Source organism: Salinibacterium sp. NYA9b, from assembly GCF_976973725.1.
In genome coordinates this window covers 1,255,619-1,281,758 of record NZ_OZ333476.1, presented here as the reverse complement: position 1 = coordinate 1,281,758, position 26,140 = coordinate 1,255,619, and the positions used below count along the sequence as shown (strand labels likewise).

General features: G+C 61.2%; 26 protein-coding genes, 1 tRNA gene, 1 pseudogene and 1 riboswitch. Of the genes and pseudogenes, 3 read left to right on the top strand and 25 right to left on the bottom strand.

What is annotated here, in order from left to right:
* Positions 1–2: 2 nt before the first annotated feature.
* The 4 genes from ACWFSR_RS06080 to ACWFSR_RS06065 form a co-directional block, all read right to left on the bottom strand.
* Positions 3–611 (bottom strand): hypothetical protein, encoded by a 609-nt coding sequence (locus ACWFSR_RS06080; protein ID WP_447523328.1) that lies wholly within the window; start codon positions 609–611, stop codon positions 3–5.
* Positions 612–884: 273 nt separating this feature from the next.
* The gene (locus ACWFSR_RS06075) at positions 885–1,430 is read right to left on the bottom strand and encodes a DsbA family oxidoreductase (protein WP_447523327.1); all 546 of its coding nucleotides are present in this window, start codon (positions 1,428–1,430) and stop codon (positions 885–887) included.
* Positions 1,431–1,438: 8 nt separating this feature from the next.
* Positions 1,439–2,986, bottom strand: coding sequence for an MFS transporter (locus tag ACWFSR_RS06070; RefSeq protein WP_447523326.1), 1,548 nt, complete (start codon positions 2,984–2,986; stop codon positions 1,439–1,441).
* A gap of 104 nt (positions 2,987–3,090) precedes the next feature.
* Positions 3,091–3,690 (bottom strand): class I SAM-dependent methyltransferase, encoded by a 600-nt coding sequence (locus tag ACWFSR_RS06065; protein WP_447523325.1) that lies wholly within the window; start codon positions 3,688–3,690, stop codon positions 3,091–3,093.
* A 171-nt stretch (positions 3,691–3,861) separates the two neighbouring features.
* On the opposite strand from ACWFSR_RS06065, the gene ACWFSR_RS06060 reads away from it, so the two are divergent.
* Positions 3,862–4,449: a helix-turn-helix domain-containing protein gene (locus tag ACWFSR_RS06060; RefSeq protein ID WP_447523324.1), complete on the top strand. Its 588-nt coding sequence runs from the start codon at positions 3,862–3,864 to the stop codon at positions 4,447–4,449.
* A gap of 559 nt (positions 4,450–5,008) precedes the next feature.
* Positions 5,009–5,248: pseudogene (locus ACWFSR_RS06055) on the top strand (HTH domain-containing protein); the annotation flags it as partial.
* A gap of 138 nt (positions 5,249–5,386) precedes the next feature.
* Here ACWFSR_RS06055 and ACWFSR_RS06050 read toward each other — a convergent pair.
* From ACWFSR_RS06050 to thiM, 11 genes are all read right to left on the bottom strand, one after another.
* Complete coding sequence (locus ACWFSR_RS06050) at positions 5,387–6,478, bottom strand: YHYH protein (RefSeq protein ID WP_447523323.1); 1,092 nt, start codon at positions 6,476–6,478, stop codon at positions 5,387–5,389.
* The gene (locus ACWFSR_RS06045; protein WP_447523322.1) at positions 6,475–7,413 is read right to left on the bottom strand and encodes a HoxN/HupN/NixA family nickel/cobalt transporter; all 939 of its coding nucleotides are present in this window, start codon (positions 7,411–7,413) and stop codon (positions 6,475–6,477) included. Before ACWFSR_RS06045 ends, ACWFSR_RS06050 begins: the two co-directional genes overlap by 4 nt.
* A 275-nt stretch (positions 7,414–7,688) precedes the next feature.
* Positions 7,689–8,423 carry a hypothetical protein gene (locus ACWFSR_RS06040; RefSeq protein ID WP_447523321.1) on the bottom strand — a complete coding sequence of 245 codons (735 nt, stop codon included), beginning with the start codon at positions 8,421–8,423 and terminating at the stop codon, positions 7,689–7,691.
* A 404-nt stretch (positions 8,424–8,827) separates the two neighbouring features.
* Entirely contained in the window at positions 8,828–9,112 is a 285-nt protein-coding gene (locus tag ACWFSR_RS06035; protein ID WP_447523320.1) for a hypothetical protein, read from the bottom strand.
* 202 nt (positions 9,113–9,314) lie between these two features.
* Positions 9,315–9,818 carry a hypothetical protein gene (locus ACWFSR_RS06030; protein WP_447523319.1) on the bottom strand — a complete coding sequence of 168 codons (504 nt, stop codon included), beginning with the start codon at positions 9,816–9,818 and terminating at the stop codon, positions 9,315–9,317.
* A 33-nt stretch (positions 9,819–9,851) separates the two neighbouring features.
* Positions 9,852–10,424, bottom strand: coding sequence for a hypothetical protein (locus tag ACWFSR_RS06025; RefSeq protein ID WP_447523318.1), 573 nt, complete (start codon positions 10,422–10,424; stop codon positions 9,852–9,854).
* 68 nt (positions 10,425–10,492) lie between these two features.
* Positions 10,493–10,999: an Imm26 family immunity protein gene (locus ACWFSR_RS06020; RefSeq protein WP_197105415.1), complete on the bottom strand. Its 507-nt coding sequence runs from the start codon at positions 10,997–10,999 to the stop codon at positions 10,493–10,495.
* Positions 11,000–11,173: 174 nt separating this feature from the next.
* Positions 11,174–11,247 (bottom strand) — tRNA-Pro (locus ACWFSR_RS06015).
* A gap of 76 nt (positions 11,248–11,323) precedes the next feature.
* Positions 11,324–12,865: a bifunctional hydroxymethylpyrimidine kinase/phosphomethylpyrimidine kinase gene (locus ACWFSR_RS06010; RefSeq protein WP_447523317.1), complete on the bottom strand. Its 1,542-nt coding sequence runs from the start codon at positions 12,863–12,865 to the stop codon at positions 11,324–11,326.
* Positions 12,862–13,557 (bottom strand): thiamine phosphate synthase, encoded by a 696-nt coding sequence (gene thiE, locus ACWFSR_RS06005; RefSeq protein ID WP_447523316.1) that lies wholly within the window; start codon positions 13,555–13,557, stop codon positions 12,862–12,864. The genes ACWFSR_RS06010 and thiE overlap by 4 nt, the downstream gene beginning before the upstream one ends.
* On the bottom strand, positions 13,554–14,363 hold the full coding sequence (thiM, locus tag ACWFSR_RS06000) for a hydroxyethylthiazole kinase (protein WP_197105412.1): 810 nt from the start codon (positions 14,361–14,363) through the stop codon (positions 13,554–13,556). The genes thiE and thiM overlap by 4 nt, the downstream gene beginning before the upstream one ends.
* Positions 14,355–14,446, bottom strand: a riboswitch (TPP riboswitch). (Overlaps the previous gene by 9 nt.)
* A 181-nt stretch (positions 14,447–14,627) precedes the next feature.
* On the opposite strand from thiM, the gene ACWFSR_RS05995 reads away from it, so the two are divergent.
* Positions 14,628–16,136, top strand: a complete 1,509-nt coding sequence (locus ACWFSR_RS05995; protein WP_197105411.1) for an MDR family MFS transporter — start codon at positions 14,628–14,630, stop codon at positions 16,134–16,136.
* Positions 16,137–16,322: 186 nt separating this feature from the next.
* On the opposite strand, the gene der is transcribed toward ACWFSR_RS05995, so the two are convergent.
* From der to ACWFSR_RS05945, 10 genes are all read right to left on the bottom strand, one after another.
* Positions 16,323–17,843 carry a ribosome biogenesis GTPase Der gene (gene der / locus ACWFSR_RS05990; RefSeq protein WP_197105410.1) on the bottom strand — a complete coding sequence of 507 codons (1,521 nt, stop codon included), beginning with the start codon at positions 17,841–17,843 and terminating at the stop codon, positions 16,323–16,325.
* Between the two features lie 14 nt (positions 17,844–17,857).
* Positions 17,858–18,532, bottom strand: a complete 675-nt coding sequence (gene cmk, locus ACWFSR_RS05985) for a (d)CMP kinase (protein WP_197105409.1) — start codon at positions 18,530–18,532, stop codon at positions 17,858–17,860.
* A complete protein-coding gene (locus ACWFSR_RS05980) occupies positions 18,529–19,611 on the bottom strand; it encodes a prephenate dehydrogenase (RefSeq protein WP_197105408.1) in 1,083 nt (360 codons plus the stop codon). The genes cmk and ACWFSR_RS05980 overlap by 4 nt, the downstream gene beginning before the upstream one ends.
* The gene (locus ACWFSR_RS05975) at positions 19,608–20,381 is read right to left on the bottom strand and encodes a pseudouridine synthase (protein ID WP_197105407.1); all 774 of its coding nucleotides are present in this window, start codon (positions 20,379–20,381) and stop codon (positions 19,608–19,610) included. Before ACWFSR_RS05975 ends, ACWFSR_RS05980 begins: the two co-directional genes overlap by 4 nt.
* Positions 20,368–20,949 carry an SMC-Scp complex subunit ScpB gene (gene scpB / locus ACWFSR_RS05970; RefSeq protein ID WP_197105406.1) on the bottom strand — a complete coding sequence of 194 codons (582 nt, stop codon included), beginning with the start codon at positions 20,947–20,949 and terminating at the stop codon, positions 20,368–20,370. The genes ACWFSR_RS05975 and scpB overlap by 14 nt, the downstream gene beginning before the upstream one ends.
* Entirely contained in the window at positions 20,939–21,772 is an 834-nt protein-coding gene (locus ACWFSR_RS05965) for a segregation and condensation protein A (RefSeq protein ID WP_447523315.1), read from the bottom strand. The genes scpB and ACWFSR_RS05965 overlap by 11 nt, the downstream gene beginning before the upstream one ends.
* Positions 21,756–22,643 (bottom strand): ParA family protein, encoded by an 888-nt coding sequence (locus tag ACWFSR_RS05960; protein WP_197105404.1) that lies wholly within the window; start codon positions 22,641–22,643, stop codon positions 21,756–21,758. The genes ACWFSR_RS05965 and ACWFSR_RS05960 overlap by 17 nt, the downstream gene beginning before the upstream one ends.
* A gap of 160 nt (positions 22,644–22,803) precedes the next feature.
* Entirely contained in the window at positions 22,804–23,739 is a 936-nt protein-coding gene (locus tag ACWFSR_RS05955) for a site-specific tyrosine recombinase XerD (protein ID WP_447523314.1), read from the bottom strand.
* A gap of 23 nt (positions 23,740–23,762) precedes the next feature.
* Positions 23,763–24,395, bottom strand: coding sequence for an NUDIX domain-containing protein (locus ACWFSR_RS05950; RefSeq protein WP_231599716.1), 633 nt, complete (start codon positions 24,393–24,395; stop codon positions 23,763–23,765).
* Entirely contained in the window at positions 24,385–26,085 is a 1,701-nt protein-coding gene (locus ACWFSR_RS05945) for a CTP synthase (RefSeq protein ID WP_447523313.1), read from the bottom strand. Before ACWFSR_RS05945 ends, ACWFSR_RS05950 begins: the two co-directional genes overlap by 11 nt.
* Positions 26,086–26,140 lie beyond the last annotated feature (55 nt).

Genomic DNA, 26,140 nt, shown 5'->3' with positions numbered 1-26,140 from the left:
CTTCAACCTAGTTTCTCTCGCGCGACGCCTGCTTCGCGACACAGGTTGCGGTAAGTGAAGAGCAAGTACACGGCGTATGCCGCCGTGGCGACCGCACCGCCGATTCCGGAGATCGCATATACAAAGGCCCACGAAATCTCTGGGCGCGCAGCAACCAGAAACCCGATCACTGCGAACACGACCGCGATTGGCGCGAGAAGAAAATCAATGCGACGTCGGAAGATGAACGCTAACGGGAAGAAATGAGCTCCGATGATGAGCGCCACAGCGGGAAACACTAGACGCCACTCACCGAGCAACGCGAGCACGATCGCTACGATCCACAGCGTGCCATAAGAGATTCCCGAAAGGATTCCCATGCGCTTTCCGATAAGCGCACCTTCAGCGGTGGGCACATTGGGAAAGTTGGCGGCGTGCCGGATGTTGCGGACTGAGAGAAACACGACGACCGCGGCATAGGCGACCCCCACGACGAAAATGAGCGTCCCGACAACGGGAGCAGCGAAGATCCACCAGATCAAATACACGAGCATGAAGAACACTTGCACGATCGGCTGATACGCGGTGTTGCGCGCTGCTGAACCAAACCATTCGGGAGTGTTAGTTGACATGAGGGAATCGTAGCGGTGATGTGGAGAAGAACTCACATCTTCGCCTTGTGAATGCGAAAAAAGGACTGTCCCGAAGGGCGATCCTTTTTCCGTATTGCGGGCTGACAGGATTTGAACCTGCGCCCCTTGCTCCGCTACCCCTTGCTCAGCTATCGGGTTCCGAGTCCCGGCTCCCCGCCCCAACCGAGACCGGGCTTGATGGAGTTCGCGCCATCGCGCCCTGAACTCGCAACAGCAATCCGGCGTTACCGAACGACGAATCCGGGGAAAGTGTCATTCTGATGGCTCATATTCTCCGGCGACGCGATCGGTCGATGGGGCGCGGGTCAAGAAGGTGAGTTTGTCGTCGCTCATGCTTCGATAGTTTTCTGGAGGGCGTCGAGGTACGCCTGCACGGGCTGTGCTCCGGAGATGCCCTGCTGTCAGTTGCTGGTTCCGAAAGGTAAGCAGCGCGCGCAGGTAGCGCAGACGGTCACCGTCCCGATCGACCGCCTCCCGATGCCGGCGGTCCGTGAGCGCTTCACGTGCTGAGTCGCGGTCGAGTCCGACCTCGTGAGCGAGGTCGACGAGCTCGTCTTTACGTCCGATGCGGCGGCCTTCGGTGAAATATGCGGTGAAGTGCCTCTTGAAGAGAGCTGCCCGGTTCCCAGTCTCGTCAGCAGCGTCGAGTCGGACCTCAACCGACCTGTAAGCGACGTCGACCTCACCCTCGAAAGCGGCGACGGCTTTCTCGAAGCGGAGGTGCGCGATGAGGCACCACACGCATTGAGGGTCTGACCAGACCTCAACTCGTACGGGAGCTGAAGTGGCGGATGTCATGGCAAGGTCTACTTTTCGGCCGAGTCGGTCTTGGGACCACGGATGAGGACGAAGAGCACGAGGACGGTCATCACGGCGACTCCGACCCACATGGCCTGCTGCCACCCGGCGATGAACGCCTCCTGCGCGGCAGCGAGGATCTGCTCGGCGTACTCACCGGCGTTGTGGCTGACGGCGGAGGCGTTGGCGATGCCTTCGCTCGCTGTGGCGGCGAGGTCCTCCGGTACGCCGTCAAGACGAGCTGAGATGGTGTTTTGGTATCCAGCAACAAGGAGTCCTCCAAGCAGGGCGATACCAAGCGCAGAGCCGAGTTCGCGGGTGAGATCGTTGAGTGCGGACGCCACGCCTTGTTGTTCCCGCGGGAGCGAAGAAGTGATGGCCTCGGTCGACGGAGTCATCGCCAGACCTGCGCCAAGTCCCATGACGATCAGCCCGGGAAGAACGCTGAGATAGCCGCCTGAAGCGGAGACGAGTGCTGCCATAAGTGCAAGCCCTATGGTGGTGATGCTCAGACCTCCGGCCATTGCTGCGCGGGCGCCGATCCGGGCCGCGAGGCGAGGCGCAAGGCCGGACGCGAGCATCATCAGCAGCGCCATCGGCATCATCCCGAGAGTGGCCAGCAGCCCGCTCCAGCCGAGTACGACTTGGAAGAACGGGTACAAGACCAGAGAGATTCCACCCTGAACGCCGAACAGGACCAGCAGCAGCGTGGTTCCGGAGGAGAGTCCACGGGTACGGAAGTGCCTCATGTCCAGCAGAGGGAACGGGGTGCGCAGCTCCCACACTACGAACCCGACGGTGGCGATCAGCGCGGCGGCCAGAGTGGCGAGAACGATTGGAGCAGTCCAGCCGAGTCCGGGGGCCTCATGCAGTGCGAAGGTGAATCCCACAGTGGCGATGATCGAGGTGAGAGTGCCGAGCAGGTCGAACCGGCCCGGGGCTAGTTCGCGAGAGTTCGGAACGGCACGGACTCCGATTAGCACCGCTGCAACCGTGAGCACGATGGGCAGCGCGAAGAGCCACCGCCAGGACGCAACATCCACCAGCAGGGCGGAGAGGTACATGCCGAGGATGCCGCCGCCACCGGCCACCGCGGTCCACAAGCCGATCGCTCTGGAACGCTCCTTGTCGGGGAACGAGGAAGTGATCACAGAGAGTGTGACGGGCATGATCATCGCCGCGCCGATACCACTGAGTAGGCGCGCTGCCAGCATGACCTCCACGATCGGGGCGACGGCGGCGGAGATATTCGCGATCCCGAAGACGATCAGCCCAACGATGAGGACGGGCTTGCGTCCCAGTCGGTCTCCTGCTGCGCCTAGGGGCAGCAGGAGAGCTGCGAGGGTGAGGGTGTAGGTATTGATGATCCAGAGCACTTGCCCTTGGGAGGCATGGAAGGTCGTTGCCAGCTGTGGCTGGGCGACGTTAAGGCCCGAGACGGAGGCGACGACGGCCATCAGTGCGATGCAGACGGCCCAGAGGATCGCACGCCGTCGGCGTGGATCATCGATGAGTGGCGAGGCGATGGCCGCATCGGTCGCAGGGGTGGAGGTCATAGTTGAGGAGTTCCTTTCACGGTTGGTTCCGCCCGTCCGAGACAGGACGGGCGGAAGGGGAAAACAGTGCCGAGTAGAGCCTCGGCGTGCAACGAAGGGGCGAGTTAGGTGAGGCGGTGCGCGCGGACGATCACGTCGCGCAGTTGCACGGGGTGATCGCCTAGATGGACCGTGCGGGTGTTCTCGTAGTTTGTCTCGATGCGCCAGTGAGGCCTAGCGAACAGAGACGTGATCCCGGTCAGCGTCACTGTCGCATCGTCAGGCTGCTCGTGGCCGTGGCGATGCCCCACGATCAGAAGTGTGCCGCCCGAGGCTACCCATGAGGCGATGCGCTCATAGAACGCGAGTTGCCCGATATCGGCGTGGGCATAACTGGTGACCACGAGATTCCATGTCTGTTCAGGTTCCCAGCGAGCAAGATCCGCTTCCAGCCACTCGATCCGGTCATCCAGACCGGCAGCGGCGGCACGCTTCTGGGCGGTTATCAGCGCTGTCGCAGAGATGTCGGCAGCGGTGACCGCCCAGCCACGTTCTGCCAGCCAGAGTGTCTCAGCCCCGGCACCGCAGCCTGCGTCAAACGCGGTCCCGACAGGCAGGTGCGTGATCTCAGCCGAGAGATAGGGATTGACGGGGAGGCGTTGGTCCTCGCCGGTCAGGGCTGGGGACCAGTGGTCCTCCCAGTAGCTCTTATCGAACTCGCGCATCACGCGTTTTCCAACGCGTTTTGGCTGTCGAGTGCGCGCTTGGCGCGGACGAACACCAGCTCAGTATTCATGGTCATTGCCCTGTCCTCCTGTCGTTCGGGATGTCTGAACCAGACTCCCTCGCGACCACAAGTGGTGGCAAATATTCTTGCCGAATGGCAAAATCAAGGTATGGATGAAACCGCTAGCCAGACTCTCGACACTGTCGGGCCCCGACTCAAGCACCTACGCCTGCGGCGTGACGTCACCCTGACCACGCTTGCTGCAGAGACCGGTGTATCCGCAAGTACGCTCTCCCGGCTGGAGGTCGGCCTGCGCCGACCGACGCTGGAGCAGCTCCTGCCGTTGGCCCGCTATTACGGCGTCACACTTGACTCCCTTGTTGACGCACCCCGCACTGCCAACCCCCGCGTCGATCTTCGCCCCATGTCGTGCACCGACGGGTCAATCATCATCCCGCTCACCCGCCGCCCCGGAGGCATCCAAGCATTCAAGTTTGTTCTTCCCACGGGCAACGACGATGCCGTCCCCGCCCTCCGCTCTCACGAGGGATACGACTGGGCCTATGTCCTCAACGGCACTTTGCGCCTCGTCCTTGGTGACCACGACCTCACCCTCCGCGCAGGAGAAGCCGCCGAATTCGACACACGGACCCCGCATTGGTTCGGCGCGACCAGCGCGGGCCCCGTTGAGTACCTCAGCCTCGTCGGGCGGCAGGGCCAACGCGCCCACATCCGTGCCACTACCGACGATCAATAGACTCAGGTACGTCGTCTTCCGCCTTATCGCACCACCGGTCATTAGCCTCCCTCGAGACATCTGCCTAGTGCGTGGTGATCATTGAGTGCCTCCGGGAAGTCCCCTGGATGAGGGCGCCCCTAAACGATGCGCTGCAACGCCAAGGGCGCCTCACCATCCCCGAGCCCACGGCCAGAGCATCGCGACAGATTCTGTCATCCACGGGTCGACCGCGCCTACTTGGCCAAGGGGGCAGGGAAGACGACGTTCAGAAACGACAAATCCCTAATGGAAATCACTTCTCATCAGGGATTTCCCGTGGGGCTGACAGGTTTTGAATCCGAGACCCCTTGACTCAAAATCGTGGAGTCTGCCAGACAGCGAACTGTGCCGGCTGCCCGCGGAAGCTCGTCGTGCGGGTTACGGGACCGCGGCACTTCAGCTGAAGCGGCCTTCTTGGGGTCGCCCCGTGTCAAGACGAATCCAGAAGCCCCGGTATGCACCTCCCCCTCAGACTCGGCCCCGCGGGCGGGGCTGGCTTACCGAAGTTTGCATAGCCTCTTCTCGTTGGCGGAGCACAATGAGAAATGAGACTCATGGTGTCGAAGATGCAAAACCCGGGATGGCTGAACTCACCGACGACCGGCTGAAGGCGATATTCGAGTCGCTCACAATCGAATGCCGCCTAACGCCTCACAACACCACCGAGCTGACAAGGCTCAACATCGACAATATTGAGGGCACCGCGCGCAACCCACAGTGGGAGCCGTTCGAGCGAAAGCATGAGCTCGCGATCAACGGCGCCTCCCTCATCAACGCTGTCAATCAAGCACGCGGTAGCGGGCGCTTAAGCCACGACGATCGCTCCCCGTCAAAGGTTCTCAGATTCACCAGCTTCCTCGGCAGGCAAAGGCCAGATCTGGCTCAATATAATGTCGGAACCGAGTCCAGGAGGGTGCTAGCGAGTGAACGTTTCAGTACCGGAGTTGCCGATCGCATCCGTGTAATCGAATGTGACTGTCGTATCGGTAACTGTGTAGGCGATGACGCTGGACTGGCCGTCCAACTCGAAACCAAGCCGGTAGCTCCCCGGTTCGATGGTTTCGAAATCGGTTATCACCGCCCCGCGGAGAGGCTCCCCTGCAGGCCGAGCCGGGGTCGTGTGTGGCTGTGGATCCACGGCATCATTCGACACGGTTACTTCGCCAACCAACCCGCCATTGATATAGGGGTACGTTTCGGTTCCGTGATAGTGATATCCCGCGTTCTCATCGGGATGGCCGTTGTACTCGTCGAGCGCTTGGAGAGCTGACCCGTCAGGCTCCAATGAGCCGTAGATCGCATAGCCGTCAAGCGCATAGGCGATCGGTTTTGCATAGCCAACGGCGCTCTCAAGGTGAAGCGGCGCCACGTGATAGTGGTAGTCGTCAGCTTTACCACAGTGACCGCCCCATTCGTCGAGTTCTCCCGCAAGGAGCGCGTCATCCCCGCGGTTGTTCAATGCGTTGAAAATGGGAACGCCATTCACTGCGAGGGCAATGGCCCCGCTAAAGAGACCCGTTTTGGCCGACACAGGAGTCTCAGCTAACGACGGAGAAACGGGCAACCGAAACGCGTTGTCGCCGCTGAACGGCTGCGGGAAAGGGAATTGTTGCTGCCAACTGGTAATCCCCACCATCATGTTGTGGGAGGGGAGGCCAGTGCTCTCGACCATCCAATAGTCACCGTTGACGAAGGTATTGACCGTCGACGCGAACTCGTCGAATCCCGACAGTCCCGCTACAGCGCTTTCGGAGGGGACTGTCGATGGGCTAGCCCCCAGCGTTTCCGTGGTCCCGACTGACTCTGCACCGCAGGCAGCAAGGAGCAGCGCGCCGATGCTCAGCCCACCGGCGCTAAGGAGCGCTCGACGCGAGAGGGCCGCGGTCCGCGGCTCATGCGGGTGCACGTGTTCGTGCGGGTGGACGTGTTCGTGCGGATGCACATGTTCATGCGGATGCACGTGGTCATGCGGATGGACATGCTCATGGGGATGGACGTGCTCATTCATAGCGTTGCAACTCCTGATGGTTCGTTGGTCCGAGATGGGGGCGATTCTGCACGGTGATGTGAGGGAAAATTCTCAGCCCGTTTGCGACGGTGCCACGCTGCCGAGAGCGATACGACGCACGCCGTCGCGAAGATCCCCAGAGCGATCTGGCCGACCACATCAGCAGTGGCGAGGATGAAGACGCCGAGTACAAGTGCGGCCGTGGACGATACTCCCGTCAGTACCAGGTTCACGACCTCGTGCCTATGCGTGTCGTTGCTGGCCCAACGGTATGCCCGCGTTGCGAGGTGGCCGCTGGCGGTATCTCCCAGGCTCATCCCCGCAAGGAAGAGGATCGGGAGACCGACACTGAGTTCCACCATCCCAGAGAACTGTGACGATGAGCCTCCCACGATGAGCAGCGACACCGATGCCGCGGTGTCGAGGCTGAGACCAAACAGCAGTCCCACAACATACATCCGGCCGGGCCTAGGTACTGTGCCAACGAAGCGCTGGAGCACCGGCCACAAGCCACCGCGCGCTCTGGGGCGCGATTCGGATTTGGGCCCACGCTGTTCTTGTCGCCGGGCGCGGACGATCCTGAGAGTGATCAGTGCATTGATGAGACCCACCAGAATGAGGAAACACCCTGAAATCGTGCCCGCGATGCCGGTGCCGTCTGGAAGCACCGAGAAACTCGGCGACTCTGTTGCACCTGCCACGTTCGCCGCAGAAAGGGAGACAAAAGCGATGGCCACCACCGAGACGACAAACACGACTGTGCCGTGCCCCAGAGAAAAGAAGAATCCCAGCGTTGCACGCGGTTTCCCCTGGCCAACCGCTATTCTCGCGGAGTTGTCGATCGCCATAAGGTGATCCGGATCAAACGCATGACGCAGGCCGATGAGATAAGCGACAACGCCCACACCGACCACTGCCGCGCCGGAACCACTCATGCCCGCCGGCAACAAAATGGCGACTCCCAGAAAATGAAAAAGGACTATCAACGTCCAGACCAGACGTGGATGTGAGCGGCCCCGTCCCGTCTGGTGGACAGCCGGCCGCAAGGTCGAACCGACTGCCCTAACGAACGCGAGTCTCTTCGGCTTGGTACGCCCGACGAAGGGTAATAGCTCCCCGTGATGCCCGTTGCCAGAGTCAGAAGTTCCTCTCGGCTGCTCCTCGATATCGCGCGACGACGTCAATCGTCTGAGGTTGATGTCGCCCATAACTACGGTGATTCGACGACAGTACGGAACAAGATCGTGTTGTCCTGGGTCAGGCTGTCTGCCCAAATTAGCTGCGCGCTGGCGTCCCACGCCACTTCGGTGTAGCCATCTTTAGGGCCGACTTCGGCGGCAGTGAACTCCGACGCGAAATTCCAGCTGGTGGAGTCGTAGCCGTCGGTGAACCAATCCGCGTCGGCCTCGGTCTCGGTGAACGTGCACTCCACATCCGGGGCACTCGAATTTTCGCAGCTCGTGTCTAGCGGAGCCCGTTGGGTCACCAACGATGACCACGACGAGTTCGTCACCGCGACCACAGAGCCGGCATCGTCAGTGACCTGTGCGATCAGCCCTCCGTCTCCCATCTGCTGGTTCGGCTCCCCAATGTATTCGAGCCCGGAGTCGGTCTCCTTGAAGTCTTTGGCCTCGATTGCGATCGTGAGCGGGTAGCTTGCTGTGAAGGTTATGGTCTCCTTGTTGAAGGAGCGTTCGGTTGTAATTGGCACCGAGTCTTCGCCCACGAGTTCGCCATTGACGTAAAGAGCGAACCAGTTGTCAGCCCATACGTCCGCGGTAAATGTTTGCTCTTCAGCAACAGAATCACTGGGTACCGATGTCGACGACGGCACGGACGAAGTCGACTCTGACACCTCCGCGGAAGTGTTCGAACACCCCGCGAGTACGAGCAACGATGCAGCAGCAACGCCTGCGATCAGAGTGGATCTGGCTTGCTGAGACATATGGGGCTCCAAGCGTTTGAGCGGCCGGTCTGACCGAAAGCCACCATCTCAGCCAAATCTTGCAATTGGCTATGGGCTGGCCTGTAGAGTGCCTGATCAGCAACGATTCACGCGGCAATGCGACGCATGGTGCAATCGTCAGCGGCTCAGCTACTCAAAGTGTCGGGTTGGTGTTGGGTTGCATACGGCGTCGCAAAATCCCATAGAAAAAGCCCCGGACTTCGTGAAAAGTCCGGGGCACATTGTCGGGCTGACAGGATTTGAACCTGCGACCCCCTGACTCAGAATCGTGGGGTCTGCGGAATACCGGACGGTGCCGGAAACCGCGGAAACATAGGGGATCTAAGGCGTCCTTGATCGAAAATGGTTCTGCCAATTACTGACGATTTCGAAGCAATACCGATTCAAAGTGTTGGGTTAGTGTTGGGCAAGGCTTGACGAACGACGTTTCGCAAACCGTTCACGTCACCGGTGGCTGCCTGAGCTTCGTACAGGCAATCAGCGACCGATTCAGACGATGCGGGCGCTATGAGGGCATAGCAGAGAGCGTTCACCGCACGCGCTCGGGCAAACGCGTGGGCGTATTCCACAAGGGTTTCATCACCCGCTTCTGACTCCTGAAGATCCCAGGCCAACTCATCCAGTTCTTGAACAAGCTCCCACAGCTGGTCACGAACTCGATCACTCACGCGCCGCTCCTTCAGAGCGGAGAGCGCTACGACGAGGCGAGGATCCCCTATCTTCACCTGCCCGAGCGCCCAAGCCACGACAGCGCTCGATATAGCACTTAGCTCGGAGCCGTCACGCTGGGATATCTCTTCCACAAGATCCGGCGCCACGGTGGCCAATCGCACAAAGCTCACTTCATTTTTCCTCTCACAACGCTCGCGGTTACTTGAAAAACGCGGATGTGGTGATCACCCAGTCAGGCTTGAGTTCATCCAATTCTTGATGCCAGGGCTCCAAGCCCAAAGACGCGCGAAGCGCCCCTTCCAATATGGCGGGGGCCACTGTTCTCCGGTACTGCAAGAAGTTGATTTCAGCCCGAGTCGCGGGTCGGCTTCGCGTGCCTGAATAGTCAATTACGTGGATATTATCTATAGTTCCCATTGCGACTTTGTAGGCGGGGAGACGCACCGCAGCATGCACAGCCGTCCGCGTCACTACCGTCCAGTGCCCTACATAGATTTTGGCGTCCAAAGACAGCGCGAGAAAAAGCACCGGCGACGTGAGCGCCTCTATTGCTCTCTCGGCCGCAACTTCGAGAGGGAGCACAGCGTCAAAGATAGCGAAATAGTAGTAGCTCTTTCGATACAATCCCACCACTTGCCCCACGCCTGCACGACCATCACCCGTAGGGACGATAAATACATCCCCGATAACGATCTTCTTCACTGCGGGTCCCTTCCAGCACCTGAGCAACTAGTTTCACTCATGTTGAACGCCGGCCGCTAGATCGGCGGGCGGGGGCGGAAAAGTAAGCACTTCAGTTCGGAAAACAGGTGCACTACCGGGCGCGATCAAGGCAAGTTGCACAATGAAATCTGGCAGCGCATCCGGGGAAGCCTCCCTGGAAGCATCTCGCGCGTCCGGTTCCGACACCCAATCAATCAGATGGACGGTGACCGCATAAATCCCTTTGCCCACAGCGATTTCAGTCCCGCCCCCCATGAGCGAACCAATTTCTTCTAGGGCACCCACCTGTATCAGCCCCTCGGTCTTCAGCAGATAGGGCTCCGATGTAACGAGTCGTAGCCTCTGTTCTCTTTCGGTGAGCGCTTCGGAACGAACTTCAATCTTAAAAGTTGAGTTCCCACCCACGTTCAGAGGAACAAGGGCACCCTCTTTTATCATCTTTATGATCGATTCGTCGTTATCGAACGCATCCTCCCACGCGTCCAAGTCAGTCACATGGGTGAAACGCGACGGTTCCCACAGCGCACACATTCCGGCACGAGTCGTCGAAAGAAAAGCAGGATGGGGCTGTTCAAAAATGGTCATTTTCTAAAACCTTGGTCCAATCGTGATTCTGCAAGAGACGATTCCTGTGGGCCAACCACAGCAGCCATTCAGTCGAAGAGTGCCGCGGTCGTAGTCAGCTCGTTGGGCTTCAGCTTGTCGAACAGCTCTAACCACGGTTCCAAACCTAAAGAAGCTCGCAAAGCCCGCTCGAATCGCACAGGAGAGACGGTCGACCGGAACTCCAAGAGGTCAACTTCGGCCTCAGTGGCCGGACGACTCCGAGTGCCTGTGTAGTCAATTACGTGAATATTATCTATGGTTCCCATAGAGACTTTGTATGCAGGAAGCAAGATCGACGGGTCCACTTCCGCGTGCGCTACGACGGGCCAATCTCCAAAAAAGATTTTGGCGTCTAACGACAACCCAAGGAAAAGCAACGGCGATTTGAGCGCCTCTATTGCTCTCTCGTCCGAAACTTCCAGCGGGACAACGGTGTCAAAGATCGCGAAATAGTAGTCACTCTTACCATACACTCCCACCACTTGCCCCACGCCTGCGCGACCATCGCCAGCAGGAATGATAAAGACATCCCCAACCTTGATTTTCGTTTTCACCTTGGACCGCCTCCAACATGGCAATAGTAAGCTTCGCTCACCTGATGTCTCATGTTAGCCAGACCGCGTCTGGGATAAACCATTTTCGTGCTCGAACTAAGCGCGAGGCCACAATCCGAAGGTGCTTGGGCATAGAAAAAGCCCCGGACTTCGTGAGAAATCCGGGGCACATTGTCGGGCTGACAGGATTTGAACCTGCGACCCCCTGACCCCCAGTCAGGTGCGCTACCAAGCTGCGCTACAGCCCGCGACAACTCGAATAGCTTACCGCGAAATCTGAGCGCCGATGTTCAGTTTTGCGCCAAAACGGCAACTCCGGCCAAATCAGTGAGACGAGATGCCGTGCGCGGCGGCGAAGAACTCGCGTTCATGCTCCGTCGATGCCACGAAAGCCGTGAGCATCGCATCCCGAACCGCCGGGGTAGCGTCTGCGGCGAGCGCCGTCACTATCGTGATGGCCTGCTCTGTGGCATCCGTGAACGCGTCGTCGGCATACGTGGTCAGCCAGTCGGCGTAGGGGTGCTCCGGGTGCGCCAGCGGGTGCAGTCGCGACCCGACGTCGTGGTAGACCCAGAAGCACGGCAACAGGGCTGCGGCAAGGACCGCGTAGTCACCACGAGCTGCCGTCGCCAGCAGATGGTTCAGGTACCCGGTGGTGGTCGCACTGGGCGAAGCCGCGAACAGCTCATCGGCCACAGACCACGACTCGTGCAATTGCAGCTCCGTCACGATGCAGCCCTCAGCACTCGATGCCCAGAACGCTTGCTCCGCCGCCGTGGGTGCCAGCCGGGCAGCTTCGGCGAGCGCCCGCGCATAATCGCGCAGGTAGAGCGCATCCTGAGCCAGGTACCAGACGAAGTCGCCCCGGTCGAGAGAACCATCCCCCAGCGCCCGCACAAAGTCACCATTGTCGATCTCAGCCCGCACGGAAGCGATCTCTGCCCACCACTGCTCGCGCACCTCAGCCGCGGTCAGCGCCGTCTCTACGCCTCCGCGCTCCCACGACCCCGCAAAGTGGCTAATCGGACCACGCCCGCTCCCCACCTGCAACGCCGCACCGGCACGGATGCTCTCGCTCAACCACCGCTTCGACTCCCCCACAGCAGCAGCCCACTCACCGCCGGCCGCAATCCGGGTTGCGAGCGCACTCGACAGCGAACAGCCAGTTCCGTGGGTGTTGCTGGTCTCTATACGGATGCCAGCAAACTCGGTCACGACAGCAGCATTCCCGGAACGGGCATCCACCAGCGCGTCCGGAGCCTCGGCCCCGCTCAAGTGTCCGCCCTTGGCCAGTACGCGCACCCCGTAGGAGGCAGAGACTCGCGCCGCCTGCTCCAGCACCTCAGGCCACGTCTCAGCGGCGGGTTCTGCGGCGATGATCGCGAGCTCAGGAATATTCGGCGTGACAAGGTCACACACCCGCACCAGGTCGCGCAGCGCCTGCTCGGCTTCGGCATCGAGCAGTCGGTCGCCACTCGTAGCGACCATCACCGGGTCGAGCACGACCAACGGAGGCCGCGCAGCCTCAAGCCACGCCCGCACGACACCGACAACCTCGACGGTGCCGAGCATGCCAATCTTCACGGCATCGATTGCCACATCGTCGCTCACCGCATCCAGTTGCTCGCGCAAGAACTCAGCGGGCGGCACATGCAGTCCGCGCACCCCCTGCGTGTTCTGCGCCGTCAGAGCCGTGATGGCCGCCATCCCGTAGCCACCATTGGCCGCGATCGACTTCAGATCGGCCTGGATACCCGCACCACCCGAAGGATCGCTGCCAGCAATGCTCAGAACGCGAGGAACCCGCAGACCGCTACCGCTTTCGCTCCGTGTCTGGTCCCGTAGCCCGCTCCGTGCCCCGCTCATGCGTCTTCTCCTTCGTCTTCGGCCGCTGGTACGCCAGCCCACGCTGCGGCGAGCGCGCGAGCCGCCTCTCGCGGATCAGCCGCACCACAGATGGCAGACACCACTGCAGCACCGTCTGCACCGCCCGCACGCAGCAGCGCGAGGTCATCCGGCCCCACCCCACCGATCGCCACGGTCGGTCGCTTACTCGCCGCAATGAGCTCGGCCATGTGATCGTGCCCGAGAGCATCCGGAGCGTCCTTCTTTGTCGTCGTGGGGTGCAAGGCCCCGATGCCGACATAGTCGACACCCGCCGACCCCACACTGGCGTCGTACAGTTGGTCGTCAGTCGATGCGCTCAGACCCACAATCGCCCCCGGGCCTACGAGCGCCCGCACCGACGCTGCGGGCAGATCGCCCTGCCCGACATGCACCCCAGCAACCCGAGCACCCATCTCGCGCGCAGCGAGATAGACATCGACTCGGTCATTGACGAGCACGGGCACCTTCAGCGCCACCGCCGTAGACACTCGAAGCACCAGATCAAGGAAGTCGCGGGCGGGCATGTCCTTCTCGCGCAGCTGCACGATCGTCACTCCCCCGGCCACAGCCTCGTACACGAGATCAACGAGGTCATGCCCGGCAGCTTTCGCCTGAGCCGAATCCGTCACTAAATAAGTGGAAAGGTCGAAACTCTCTCGGAAGCCGCTCATGCGATGACCCCCCGTTCTGCAATATCGTCCACCGAGACTTCGCTCAGGGCATCCAACAGCGCTACCGCAAAGCTTCCCGGCAGTGCCGAACGCTCCGCCGCGAGGTCGGCCGCTACCGTGTACACGCTCGTCGCCGCAACAGCAGCAGTCAGCGCATCCGGAGTCACCGCCGCAAACGCCGCCATGATCGCGCCAAGCGCACAGCCACCACCCGTCACCTTGGTCAGCACCGGATGCCCGTTAGAGAGCCTCACGACACTCACGCCATCGGTCACCATGTCCGTCGCACCCGATACCGCGACGACACCGCCGGTCACCCGCGCGAGCATCTGGGAGGCGGTGAGCGCGGCATCCACACTGCTCGTGCTGTCGACGCCTCGACCTCCCGTGCCCAATTCGGCGAGCGCCAGAATCTCTGAGGCGTTGCCCCGCACGATGGAAGGCCCGAGGTCACGCAGGCGATACGCGAGTGGTGTGCGCACCGGCAGAGCCCCTATGGCGACCGGGTCGAGCACCCAGGGCGTTCCGGCAGCATTGGCGGCCGGTGCAGCTTCAAGGGCTGCAGCGCGCTGCTCTTCGCGACAGGTACCGAGATTGATGAGCACTCCGGATGCCACGCCAGCGAACATGCCGGCTTCTTCCGGGATATCCACCATGGCCGGCGCTGCTCCCACAGCAAGCAACGCATTGGCAGTGAAGCCCACCACCACACTATTGGTGATGCACTGCACGAGAGGCGACGTCGATCTCACCGCCTCGAGCGCATCTTGAGTGGCGGTCAAAAAGTTTGGTGGCGTACGCGACATGCACGACATCCCTTCGCTAGTTCTAACTAGATCAGGTTCGACGGGTGTGTTCTCAGCCCCGCAGGGCACCCCGTGTCACAAGTTGTGCCTCAACGATAGCGGCTTGGCACGGTGTCGTGTTCGCCTCAGGCGAAAGGCAATGTGGACTATTTCAGTGCCGGATGTCGTTGCACCAAGCGACAATAAAGATGACGCGAGATCTGTGCACCCTTTTCAATCCCGGCTGCTGCTTCGTCCTACCGCTTCACACACGACAGGATTTCTATGACCAGCACGGCGCCGATCACCGGCAGCATCCCTCTTTTTGACCCCAACGATGACGGGCCAGCCAGCCCGGTCGATAACAGCGGCCGCAACCGTTTGGTCATCGGCCTGATGCTCGCTGCCACCTTCGTGGTGTTCCTCAACGAAACCTCGCTCGTCGTGGCGATCCCCCGCATCATGGAAGACCTCAACATCGAGCCGAGCACCGCTCAGTGGTTGTCGACGTCGTTCATGCTCACGATGGCCGTGGTGATTCCGATTACCGGATTCCTCATCCAACGCTTCACGACGCGTGGCATCTTCATCACCGCAATGTCTCTCTTTACCATCGGAACTCTGCTGGGGGCTATGGCGCCCACCTTTGCCGTGCTGATTGTGGGACGGGTGATTCAAGCCTCCGGTACCGCCATGATGCTCCCCCTGCTGATGACAACCGTGATGACTCTGGTTCCTGCCGCAACTCGTGGCAAGACCATGGGCAACGTTTCCATCGTCATGTCGATGGCCCCTGCCGTCGGACCAACCGTTGCTGGCCTCGTCTTGGCCGTCTTCGACTGGCGCTGGGTCTTCATCGTCATGATCCCCATCTCTGTCACCGCTCTCCTGCTCGGCATCACGAAGGTAAAGAACGTCACCGACCCCCGCAAGGTATCGATTGACATGCTGTCGGTCATCCTCTCGGCCATCGCCTTCTCCGGCCTGATCTACGGGCTCTCCAGCCTCGGAGAATCAGCCGCCGGAGACTCTGTTCTCATCGCCCCAGCCATCCCCATCAGCGCCGGCGCCATCAGTCTCGTGTTGTTCATCATCCGCCAGCTGAAGCTGCAGAAAACAGACAGTGCTCTTCTCGACCTGCGCACTTTCGCTGCCCCCGGCTTTGCCGTCGCAATCGGCCTCATGATGGTCATGATGGCCGCCCTCTTCGGCACCATCATCCTGCTGCCCATGTTCACGCAAAACGTTCTCGGGCTCGAACCCATCCAGAGCGGACTGCTCGTACTGCCCGGCAGCCTCGTCATGGGGTTCTTGAGCCCCTTCGTTGGCCGCCTCTACGACAAAGTCGGCCCGCGCCCCCTCATGATTCCGGGCTCGATACTGGTGAGCGCATCGTTGTGGAGCTTCACGCTGCTCTCCGAAACCAGCTCACCGTTCATGGTCGTCGCCATCCACGTACCCATGAGCATCGGACTCGCCTTCATGTTCACGCCGCTCTTCACCTCGGCACTGGGCACGCTCAAGCCACACCTGTACTCGCACGGCAGCGCCACCATCAGCACCGTGCAGCAACTTGCCGGCGCTGCAGGCACCGCGCTGTTCATCGCGCTCCTCACGGTGCAGTCGGTCGCCCTTGCCGCTGAAGGCGCGCCAGAGGCCACAGCGCTTGCTGGTGGTGTGCGCCTCGCGTTCATGGCCGGCGGCATCATCTCGCTCTTCGCGATCGTCGCCACGTTCTTCGTGAAGCGTCCCGAATCCGAAACGGCTCCGAGCGACGCCCCTGTCGCTCACTAACTGCACGGTGTGAGCGGACCGCCAACCGGCATCCGCTCACTCCCGGGCGTCACACTCCGGGCGTCACACCCCGGGCGTCACACCCCGGGCGTCACACCCCAGCGGTTAACGCACAAACGGCGAGCCCCTCTCGAAAGAGAGCGGCTCGCCGTTTGGCGTTAAGCCGAAGCTTGTGACCTCGAGAACCTACTTGCGCTTGCGCTTCTCACGCACACGCATGTTGACCTGGATGGGGCTGCCATCGAAGCCGAAGATCTCGCGCAGTCGACGCGTAATGAATCGACGGTACTGCGGGTCCAAGAACCCGGTTGTGAAGAGCACGAACGTTGGCGGGCGGCTCGATGCCTGCGTACCAAAGAGGATGCGCGGCTGCTTGCCACCACGAAGCGGGTGAGGGTGCTCCTGCGTAAGTTCGGCCAGAAGCGCGTTGAACTTACCGGTCGGAATGCGGGTATCCCACGAGGCCAACGCCAGCTCAAGAGCCGGAACGAGCTTCTCCATGTGACGACCGGTCTTAGCCGAGATGTTCACGCGAGGAGCCCAGGCGACGTGCGCGAGGTCCTTGTCGATTTCTCGCTCGAGCAGGTCGCGACGTTCGTCGTCGAGAAGGTCCCACTTGTTGAAGGCCAAAACGAGCGCACGGCCCGATTCGAGCACGAGGTCAACGATCTTGAGGTCTTGAACGCTGAGCGGCTGGCTGACATCGAAGATGACAACAGCGACTTCAGCCTTTTCCAGTGCAGCGCTGGTGCGCAGCGTTGCATAGAAGTCAGCGCCCTGCGCCAAAGCAACACGACGACGGATGCCGGCCGTGTCAACGAAGCGCCAGAACTTGCCGCCGAGCTCAATCTGCTCGTCAACCGGGTCGCGAGTCGTGCCGGCGAGGTCGTTGACAACAACGCGCTCTTCGCCAGCAGTCTTGTTCAGCAGGCTCGACTTGCCGACGTTCGGGCGACCGAGGATAGCAACGCGGCGCGGGCCACCCACTTCTTCCTTGGCGACGGTCGAAATCTTCGGCAGAACCGTGAGCACGTGGTCGAGCAGGTCAGCAACACCACGGCCGTGAACGGCGGATGACGGCCACGGCTGACCAAGGCCGAGGCTCCAGAGCGCTGCGGCATCCGATTCCTGGTGGATGTCGTCAACCTTGTTGGCGACCAAAATCACGGGCTTCTTGGTGGCGCGAAGCATGCGCACGACGTGCTCGTCGGTGGAGGTGGGGCCAACCGTGGCATCCACAACAAAGAGCACAGCGTCGGCGAGGTCGATAGCGATCTCAGCCTGGGCAGCAACAGAAGCGTCGATGCCCTTAGCGTCGGGCTCCCAGCCGCCGGTGTCGACGATGGTGAAGTGACGGTTGTTCCACTCGGCCTTGTAGTTGACGCGGTCGCGGGTTACACCGGGGGTGTCCTCCACAACAGCTTCACGACGACCGATGATGCGGTTCACGAGAGCTGACTTGCCGACGTTCGGGCGACCAACGATCGCCAAAACCGGCAGGGCAGGCAGGTAGTAGATGGCATCCGGATCATCGGATGCGGAGTCGAGAACCGCGAGGTCGTCGTCTTCGAGGTCGTAGTCGCTCAGGCCGGCGCGGAGCGCAGACGTGCGCTGAGCAGCCTCTTCTTCGTTCATTCCCGAAAGACGCTCAACCAGATCTGGGTTCAGTTCGGGAAAGTCGTCTTCGGCGGGCGAATGATCGGCCATGGGTAGTCCTTTGTTTACATGCTGGAGCGAACAAAACTCGCGACGGCCGTCACGGTTTGATCGAAGTCAAGATTGGTGGAATCAATGGTGATGACTCCATCGGCGGCGTTCATGAAGTCCACGACTTTGGAGTCCTGCGCATCTCGATAACTGAGTTGTTGCGCGGTTGTCGTGCTCGATTCTCCGGAGAGTTCGGCCGCACGTCTTCCCATCCTAGCTTCTTCACTGGCTGTGAGCAGAATTCGAGCCTGAGCGTCCGGTGCAACCACGGTCGTGATGTCGCGTCCTTCGACCACAATTCCGGGTTTTTCGCTCCCCGCGATGATGCTGCGGAACAGGTCGACCATGTACTGCCGCACTTCGGGCACGCGTGCGATGTTCGAGACAACGCCCGTGATGCGGGGTTCGCGGATGTCGTCGGTCACGATCTCCGAGTCGACCTTCACAAAGTAGTTGTCAGGGTCAATCCCGATCGAGTACTCAAAACGTGGGAGCGTCTCGATGACGTCACCGGGCCCGAGGGTGTCGACACCGCGCTCGAGGCAGTGCAGGGCAAAACCGCGGTAGGCAGCGCCAGTGTCGAGGTAGTCGAAGCCGAGTTCGCGAGCAGTCGCTTTCGACACACTCGACTTTCCGCTGCCGGCCGGGCCATCAACGGCCACCACAACAAACGACGGGTTCTTGTTCACGCGAAAGTCTCTGCAATCTTCCAACCACGAGCTTCAAGCTCGCTTATCAATACGGCTTCCTTTTCGGGCAGCACCGAGATTTCAGCCAAACCGAACTGGGCACCCGGTGAATGCTCAAGGCGCAAGTCTTCCATGTTCACGTCGGCTTCGCCGATTTCGGTGAGCAGTCGGGCGAGCTCGCCTGGCTTGTCGTCGACCATGACGACGAGTTGGCTGTAGTGCTTGCTCGTTCCGTGCTTGCCGGGAATCCGCGCGACTCCGGCGTTGCCGCCGGCCAAAACTTCGGCGAGGGCACGACGGGCACCCGGAGCATCCGGAGTCTCGAGCGCCTCAATCGCCACACCGAGCTCGGTCTGCAGCTCGCGCAAAATCTCCGCAACGGGGCCCGAGTTTGCCCCCAGAATCTGCACCCACAGCTCGGGGGCGCTCGAGGCAATGCGGGTCGTGTCGCGCAGCCCTTGACCAGCAAGAGCAACAGCGGCATCGGATGCTCCCGCCAACCGATGCGCGAGCAAACTCGCCACCACTTGGGGAACGTGCGAAATCAGAGCCACCGCGTTGTCGTGATCGGAGGCTGACATCGCGACGGGAATAGCACCCAGCTCGATGACAACATCTTCGACCGCGCGACGACGGAAGGGCTCTCCCCTGCCGATGACCCAGGGCCGACCGATGAACAGGTCCGCGCGGGCCGCAATGGCGCCGCCACGTTCGCGTCCGGCGAGAGGATGCGAGCCAACGTAGCGATCAAGATCGGCACCCAGCGCAATGAGTTCCTCGAGCACGCCCACCTTCACGCTCGCGACATCCGTCACCGTGGCACGCGGCCAAGCAATGAGTTCGCGAGCGACAACCTCGGCGGTGACATCCGGCGGAACCGCCACAATCACGAGCGTCGGCTTATCGTCAGCCTGCGGCGCACGACCAGCGCCATAGTCAATCGCGAGGGTTGCGTTAGAGCGCGACGCATCGTGCAAAATCACATCGACGCCCTTGGCCCGCAGGCCGTGGCCGATGCTGGCACCGAGCAATCCCGCACCAACGATGCGTACTTGCCCAGTGATGCGGCCTAGGTTCACGACTGTTCCTCGGCCTCGCGGGCAATCGTCAGCACTGCACCCAACTCCACCTTCGTGAGGTTGCGAGTCTTTCCCAATCCGAGGCTTCCGAGGTTAAGCGGCCCAAACTGGCGACGAACGAGTTCGATTACCGGGTGGCCAACTTCTTCCATCATCCGGCGCACAATGCGGTTGCGGCCCGAGTGCAGGGTGAGCTCCACCATTGTCTGGTCGTTGGATGCTCGGCCGAGCGATCGCGCCTTGTCGACGGCGATCGGGCCGTCCTCAAGCTCGATGCCCTTCATGAGCTGCGAAATTGTTTGAGCGCTCACGGTGCCTTCGACCTTGGCGATGTAGGTCTTCATCACGCCGAAAGAGGGGTGGGCGAGCACGTGGGCAAGCTCGCCGTCGTTCGTGAGGACGAGCAAGCCAGAGGTCTGCACGTCGAGACGGCCGACGTTGAAGAGTCGTTCGTCGTAGTTGCCGGTGTACTGCATCAGGTCGGGGCGACCGCTCTCGTCGGACATGGAGCTCACCACGCCGACGGGCTTGTTGAGCATCACGTAGCGCTTGGTGGTGTCGAGCTGGATCGCACTACCGTCTACCGTCACGCGGTCGGTCGGCTTCACGCGACGGCCAGCTTCTTCAACGACCTTGCCGTTGACCGCAACGCGGCCCTGGTAGATCAAGTCTTCCGAAACGCGACGCGATGCCACACCGGCAGCGGCCATTACTTTTTGAAGGCGTTCGCCCTCGGGATTGCTGGGGCCTGAGCCATTAGCGTTGTTCATCAAAACCGTCCGTACCATCAGATAAAAGTGGCGAGATGGGAGGCAGCTCAGCAATGGAGTTGATCCCCAATTGTACGAGCATGAGCTCCGTTGTTTCGTAGTGGATGGCGCCCGTCTCGTTGTCGGTAAACGCTTCCGTAATAAGTCCTCGACTCAGTAGCGTACGCACTACTGAGTCAACATTCACCGCACGCACGGCAGCAATGGCTCCCCGGCTGATCGGTTGCTTGTATGCAATCACCGCAAGAGTCTCCAGCGCAGCCTGACTCAACCGCGATGGGTTTTGCGTATAAACAAAGTCGCGCACGGCCGAGTCGTAGTCTTCGCGCACATAAATTCGCCAGCCGCCACCGACTTCGCGGAGTTCAAAACCGCGTCGCGGGCCATCGCCTTCACCGTCGAAATCGGCGCACAGTGCAGTGATTGTCTTGCGGATCGCCGCCACGGGTGCGTTCAGGGCCGTTGCGAGGCTCACGAGGCTCTGCGGCTGGTCGGCAACCATGAAGATCGCCTCGAGCCCGCGGGCGAGGTCGACAACGGGGGTGGCTGTATGTTCGTCAGTTTCCATAATCTGCTCCCAGATTAGCGAGGCTATCGTCTGACCAGTGTTCTGCAGTCCAGCGCACGGTCAGTTCGCCTAAGGGTTCGATCTGTTCAAAGGCAACATTGCCGCCGCGATACAGCTCAAGCACAGCCAAGAAGCGCGCCACAACAACGCCCTTCAACTCGGCGCCGGCGATCAATTGGCGGAACGTCTTCGGCTCCCCCGCGCGCAACAGCGCGACGACATGCGCAGCCTGTTCGCGGATGCTGATGAGCGGTGCGTGCAAATGGTCGAGTCCCACGCTCGGAATCTCGCGCGGCGTGAACGCGAGGGCGGCGAAATCGTCGAGGCTGAGCGTCCACACGAGTTCGGGAGTTTGAGTGCGGTACTTCTCTTCCAAGCGCACCGATCGCACGGTGCGCGTCGCTTCCGCCTCGAAGTGCGAACCAAACCAGTCGCTCGCCTGTTTGAACGCGCGGTACTGCAGCAGACGCGCAAAGAGCAGGTCGCGCGCTTCGAGCAGCGCGACGTCTTCGGCATCCACGAGCTCACCCTGCGGAAGAAGCCCGGCAACCTTGAGGTCGAGCAGCGTGGCAGCAACGACCAAAAATTCGCTGGCCTGATCGAGCTCGTCGATGTCATCCGATCCGTTGTCGGATTCGAAATCGCGCAGGTACGCAATGAACTCATCTGTGATGCGCGACAGCGACACCTCGGTGATGTCGAGCTCATGCTTGGTGATGAGCGACAGCAGCAGGTCGAATGGACCGTTGAAGTTGTTGAGAGAGACCGAAAATCCTGGTGCGGATGCCTCGGTCTCGTCCACGTCGCTAGGCGACGGCGCCACGGGCGATCAGTTCTCGCGCCACCTGGCGGTAGGAGTGCGCCGCAGAGTGGTCGGGGGCGAAGGTCGTGATGGGGGCACCGGCCACGCTGGCATCCGGGAACTTCACGGTGCGACCGATAACGGTCTCGAGAACGTCGTCTCCAAAGTTTTCGACAACGCGTTCGAGCACTTCACGCGAGTGCAGGGTGCGCGCGTCAAACATTGTCGCGAGGATGCCATCGAGCTTGATCGCGGGGTTCAGGCGATCCTGAACCTTCTCGATTGTCTCCACGAGCAGGGCAACACCGCGCAGCGCGAAGAATTCGCATTCGAGCGGAATGAGCACGCCGTGAGCTGCCGTCAGCGCATTGACGGTGAGCAAACCGAGCGAAGGCTGGCAGTCGATGAGGATTACGTCGTACTGGTCGCTGACCTTGCGCAGTACGCGCGCCAGGATCGTTTCGCGAGCGACCTCATTGACGAGGTGCACTTCAGCGGCCGAGAGGTCGATGTTGGCTGGGATGACATCGAGACCGGGCACTTTGGTGTGAACGATCGCTTCTGCCGGGTTCTTGATCGTGCCGAGCAGCAGGTCGTAGATCGTGGGCACATCGTGAGTGGGAACGCCAAGGCCCGCCGAGAGCGCACCCTGAGGGTCGAAGTCGATGGCCAACACGCGGCGGCCATATTCAGCGAACGAGGCGCCAAGGTTAATCGTGGTGGTTGTCTTGCCGACGCCACCCTTTTGGTTGCACAACGAAATAATGCGTGCCGGGCCGTGGCCCGTGAGCGGTGGGGGTTCCGGAAAAACCGTGAGCGGCCGGCCGGTTGGGCCCATTGCCTGAACATCCAACCCCGCCAGCGTCGATTCGTTCTCGCGCTGTGTCGTCATACCAAAAGTTTACGTCGCGCATCCGTCGCAGCCCGCGCTCCCACGCGCGGACACGGCAGGGTCGCCTCTACCAAAGGTTGAAGGTTTGGCAGCGCGACACGCGGGTTAGCGGGGTCGCCGATCAGCCAGCAACGGCATCCCGTCACTCCCCCGGCGCTCGCTAACGTGCTCGCGGATGCGCCGTCGTGTACATGTCACGCAGCGTGTCAGCGGTGACCATGGTGTAAATCTGGGTTGTCGCCACCGAGGAGTGCCCCAGCAGTTCCTGCACTACGCGAACGTCGGCACCGCCCGAAAGAAGGTGCGTCGCAAAGGAGTGCCGAAAGGTGTGCGGCGAGATATCGATCTCAAGTTCTGCACGCTCGGCAGCGGCCTGGATGATCAGCCACACGTTTTGGCGAGACAGCCGAGCTCCCCGCGCCCCGAGAAACAACGCCGGGGTGGCCGCCCCCTTCGCCGAGAGCACGGGACGAGCACGCACGAGGTACTTCTCGATAGCCGACTGCGCAAAACTGCCGACGGGAACGATGCGCTGCTTGTTGCCCTTGCCGAGCAGGCGCACAATGTCGCCGTCGATCATGTCGTCGACGTTGAGTGCCGTGACCTCAGAAACGCGGGCACCGGTGGCATAGAGAAGCTCAAGCAGCGCAGTGTTGCGAAGCGAAATGACCTCATCGCCCGGGAAGGATGCCAGAACGGCAACCATCTGGTCGATCGTGATCGCCTTCGGCAATCGCATCGCTTGCTTCGGAATCGCGACGGTATGCGCGACGTCCTCCACCGCGAGCGATTCGTCGACGAAAAACGTGTGCAGCCCGCGCACTGTCGACAGCATGCGCGCGACCGAGGAGGCCGCGAGCGGACGCTCGGCATTCACTCGCAAGCTGTGCGCAAAGGCGGTCACGTCATCCGCTGACACTGCGGCGGGCGTGCTGAGACCGCGCGTACTGAGAAACGCCAGATAGCCGTCAAGATCGCGGCGATACGCTGCGAGAGTGTTCGCCGAAAGACCGCGTTCGATCGCCAGATGCCGCAGATAGCGTTCTGCGGCGATTGCAATCGCGCTTTTCGCTACGGGGCGCGCCGGCTCGGTCATGTCGCTCAACCTACCGCGAGAGGCTATTCAGCGTAGTTTCGCGGATGCCGCGGCCACGGTGCGTCTGGTGCGCCTAGCGTGTTCCAGCCACGGTCGCGTCCGAGTTGCGCCGCCAAGAGACCGAGGCACAGGATCGAGTTCTGCACGCGCCGCTCGAGAACCGCCTCAACGGCATCCTCCAGCGGAACCCAGCGCAGCTCAATACCGGCTTCTTCCGCATAGCGGTCAAACACTTCCCCAGTCGCGCTCACGCCACGGGCCAAGTAAATGCGCACCGCTTCATTGCTTCCGCCTGGCGAGGTCAGCATCTCGCTGAGCACATGCCACGATTCGGCTTGCAGGTCGGTTTCTTCGGCCAATTCGCGCTGAGCCGCCAACAGCGGTGACTCGTTCACGACATCGAGCAAGCCAGCCGGCAATTCCCAATCACGCAAGCGCACCGGATGCCGGTACTGCTTGATCAGGAGCACCCGGTCGCGCTCATCCATGGCCAGCACCGCAACGGCGCCGGTGTGGTTCACAAATTCGCGAGTGATCGCAGAACCGTCGAGTTGAAAACGCTCGCGGTCTACGTTCCACACGTGGCCAGCGAACACCGTTTCGGCGCTCAGCAGCTCCGGTGTGACGCGGTCGTCGCTGAGTTCGTTATGCATCATCCTGCTCAGTCACCTCAAAGAGGCGGCTGGACTTTTGGCGCTCGATTGCAGCGGCGACCAGTCCACGGAACAGCGGGTGGGCACGGTTGGGGCGCGAGAGCAGCTCGGGGTGAGCCTGCGTTCCCACGTAGTAGGGGTGCACCTCGCGCGGCAACTCGACGAATTCGACGAGGGTGCGGTCGGGCGAAATTCCCGAGAACTTCAGTCCGGCATCCGCAATCTGCTGGCGGTATTCGTTGTTGACTTCGTAGCGGTGACGGTGACGCTCGGCGGCCGTCGGCGCTCCGTAGATTTCTTCAACGATGGAGCCGGGCTCAAGGTTGGCGTTGTAGAGACCGAGACGCATCGTGCCGCCCATGTCTCCACCCGCGATGATGTCGACTTGCTCGGCCATCGTCGCGATCACCGGGTACTTGCTGTCGGCATCGAATTCCGTTGAGGATGCGCCTTCGAGGCCCGCCATATCGCGAGCGTATTCGATAACCATGCACTGCAGGCCAAGGCAGATTCCGAGGGCGGGGATGCCGTTCTCACGAACGAACTTCAGGGCGCCCAGCTTGCCTTCGATGCCGCGCACGCCGAAGCCACCGGGAACGATAATTCCGTCGAGATCGGAAAGCTGTTTGGCCGCGCCTTCGGGAGTTTCGCACTCGTCAGAGGGAACCCAACGGATGTTGACCTTGGCGCTGTTGGCGAACCCACCGGCGCGCAGTGCTTCGGTGACCGAGAGGTACGCATCGGGCAGGTCGATGTACTTGCCCACGAGACCAATGGAGACCTCGTTCTTGGGGTTGTGCACGGCTTCGAGCAGTTCGCTCCAGCCATCCCAGTTCACTGACTTTGCTTCGAGCCCGAGCTGGTTGATGATGTAGGCGTCGAGGCCCTGGCTGTGCAGCATTTCAGGGATGTCGTAGATGCTGGAAGCGTCGGTCGCGTTGACCACGGCGTCTTCTTCAACGTCACACATGAGCGCGATCTTGCGCTTGTTGGACTCGGAGACGGGGCGGTCGCTGCGCAGCACGAGAGCATCAGGCTGGATGCCGATCGAGCGCAATGCAGCAACGGAGTGCTGGGTTGGCTTTGTCTTCTGCTCACCAGAGGCTGCCATGAAGGGCACGAGCGAGACGTGCACGAAGAACACGTTCTTGCGTCCTAGCTCGTGGCGAACCTGGCGAGCCGATTCGATGAACGGCAGGCTTTCGATGTCGCCGACGGTTCCACCGATTTCGGTGATGATCACGTCGGGCTGCGGGTCTTCATCGCTGAAGGGGCCGGCAGCTTGCAGGCGCATACGGCGCTTGATCTCGTCGGTGATGTGCGGGATGACCTGCACGGTGTCACCGAGGTACTCGCCGCGACGCTCTTTGGCGATCACTTCGGAGTAGATCTGGCCCGTCGTGACGTTGGCTGCCTGGTTGAGCTTGATGTCGAGGAAGCGCTCGTAGTGACCAATGTCAAGGTCAGTTTCGGCGCCATCATCGGTGACAAAAACTTCACCGTGCTGGAAGGGGTTCATAGTGCCGGGATCCACGTTCAGATAGGGATCCAGCTTCTGCATGACGACGCGGAGCCCGCGTGCTGTCAGCAGGTTTCCGAGACTCGCCGCCGTGAGGCCTTTACCGAGAGAAGAGACGACTCCTCCGGTGACGAAGATGTGCTTTGTTACGACCGCGTTTGTATTGTCCACCACGGGGTTCCATCCTATGCCTCGTTGAGCTGTTTTGTCGCCGCGCAGGGGTGTTTCG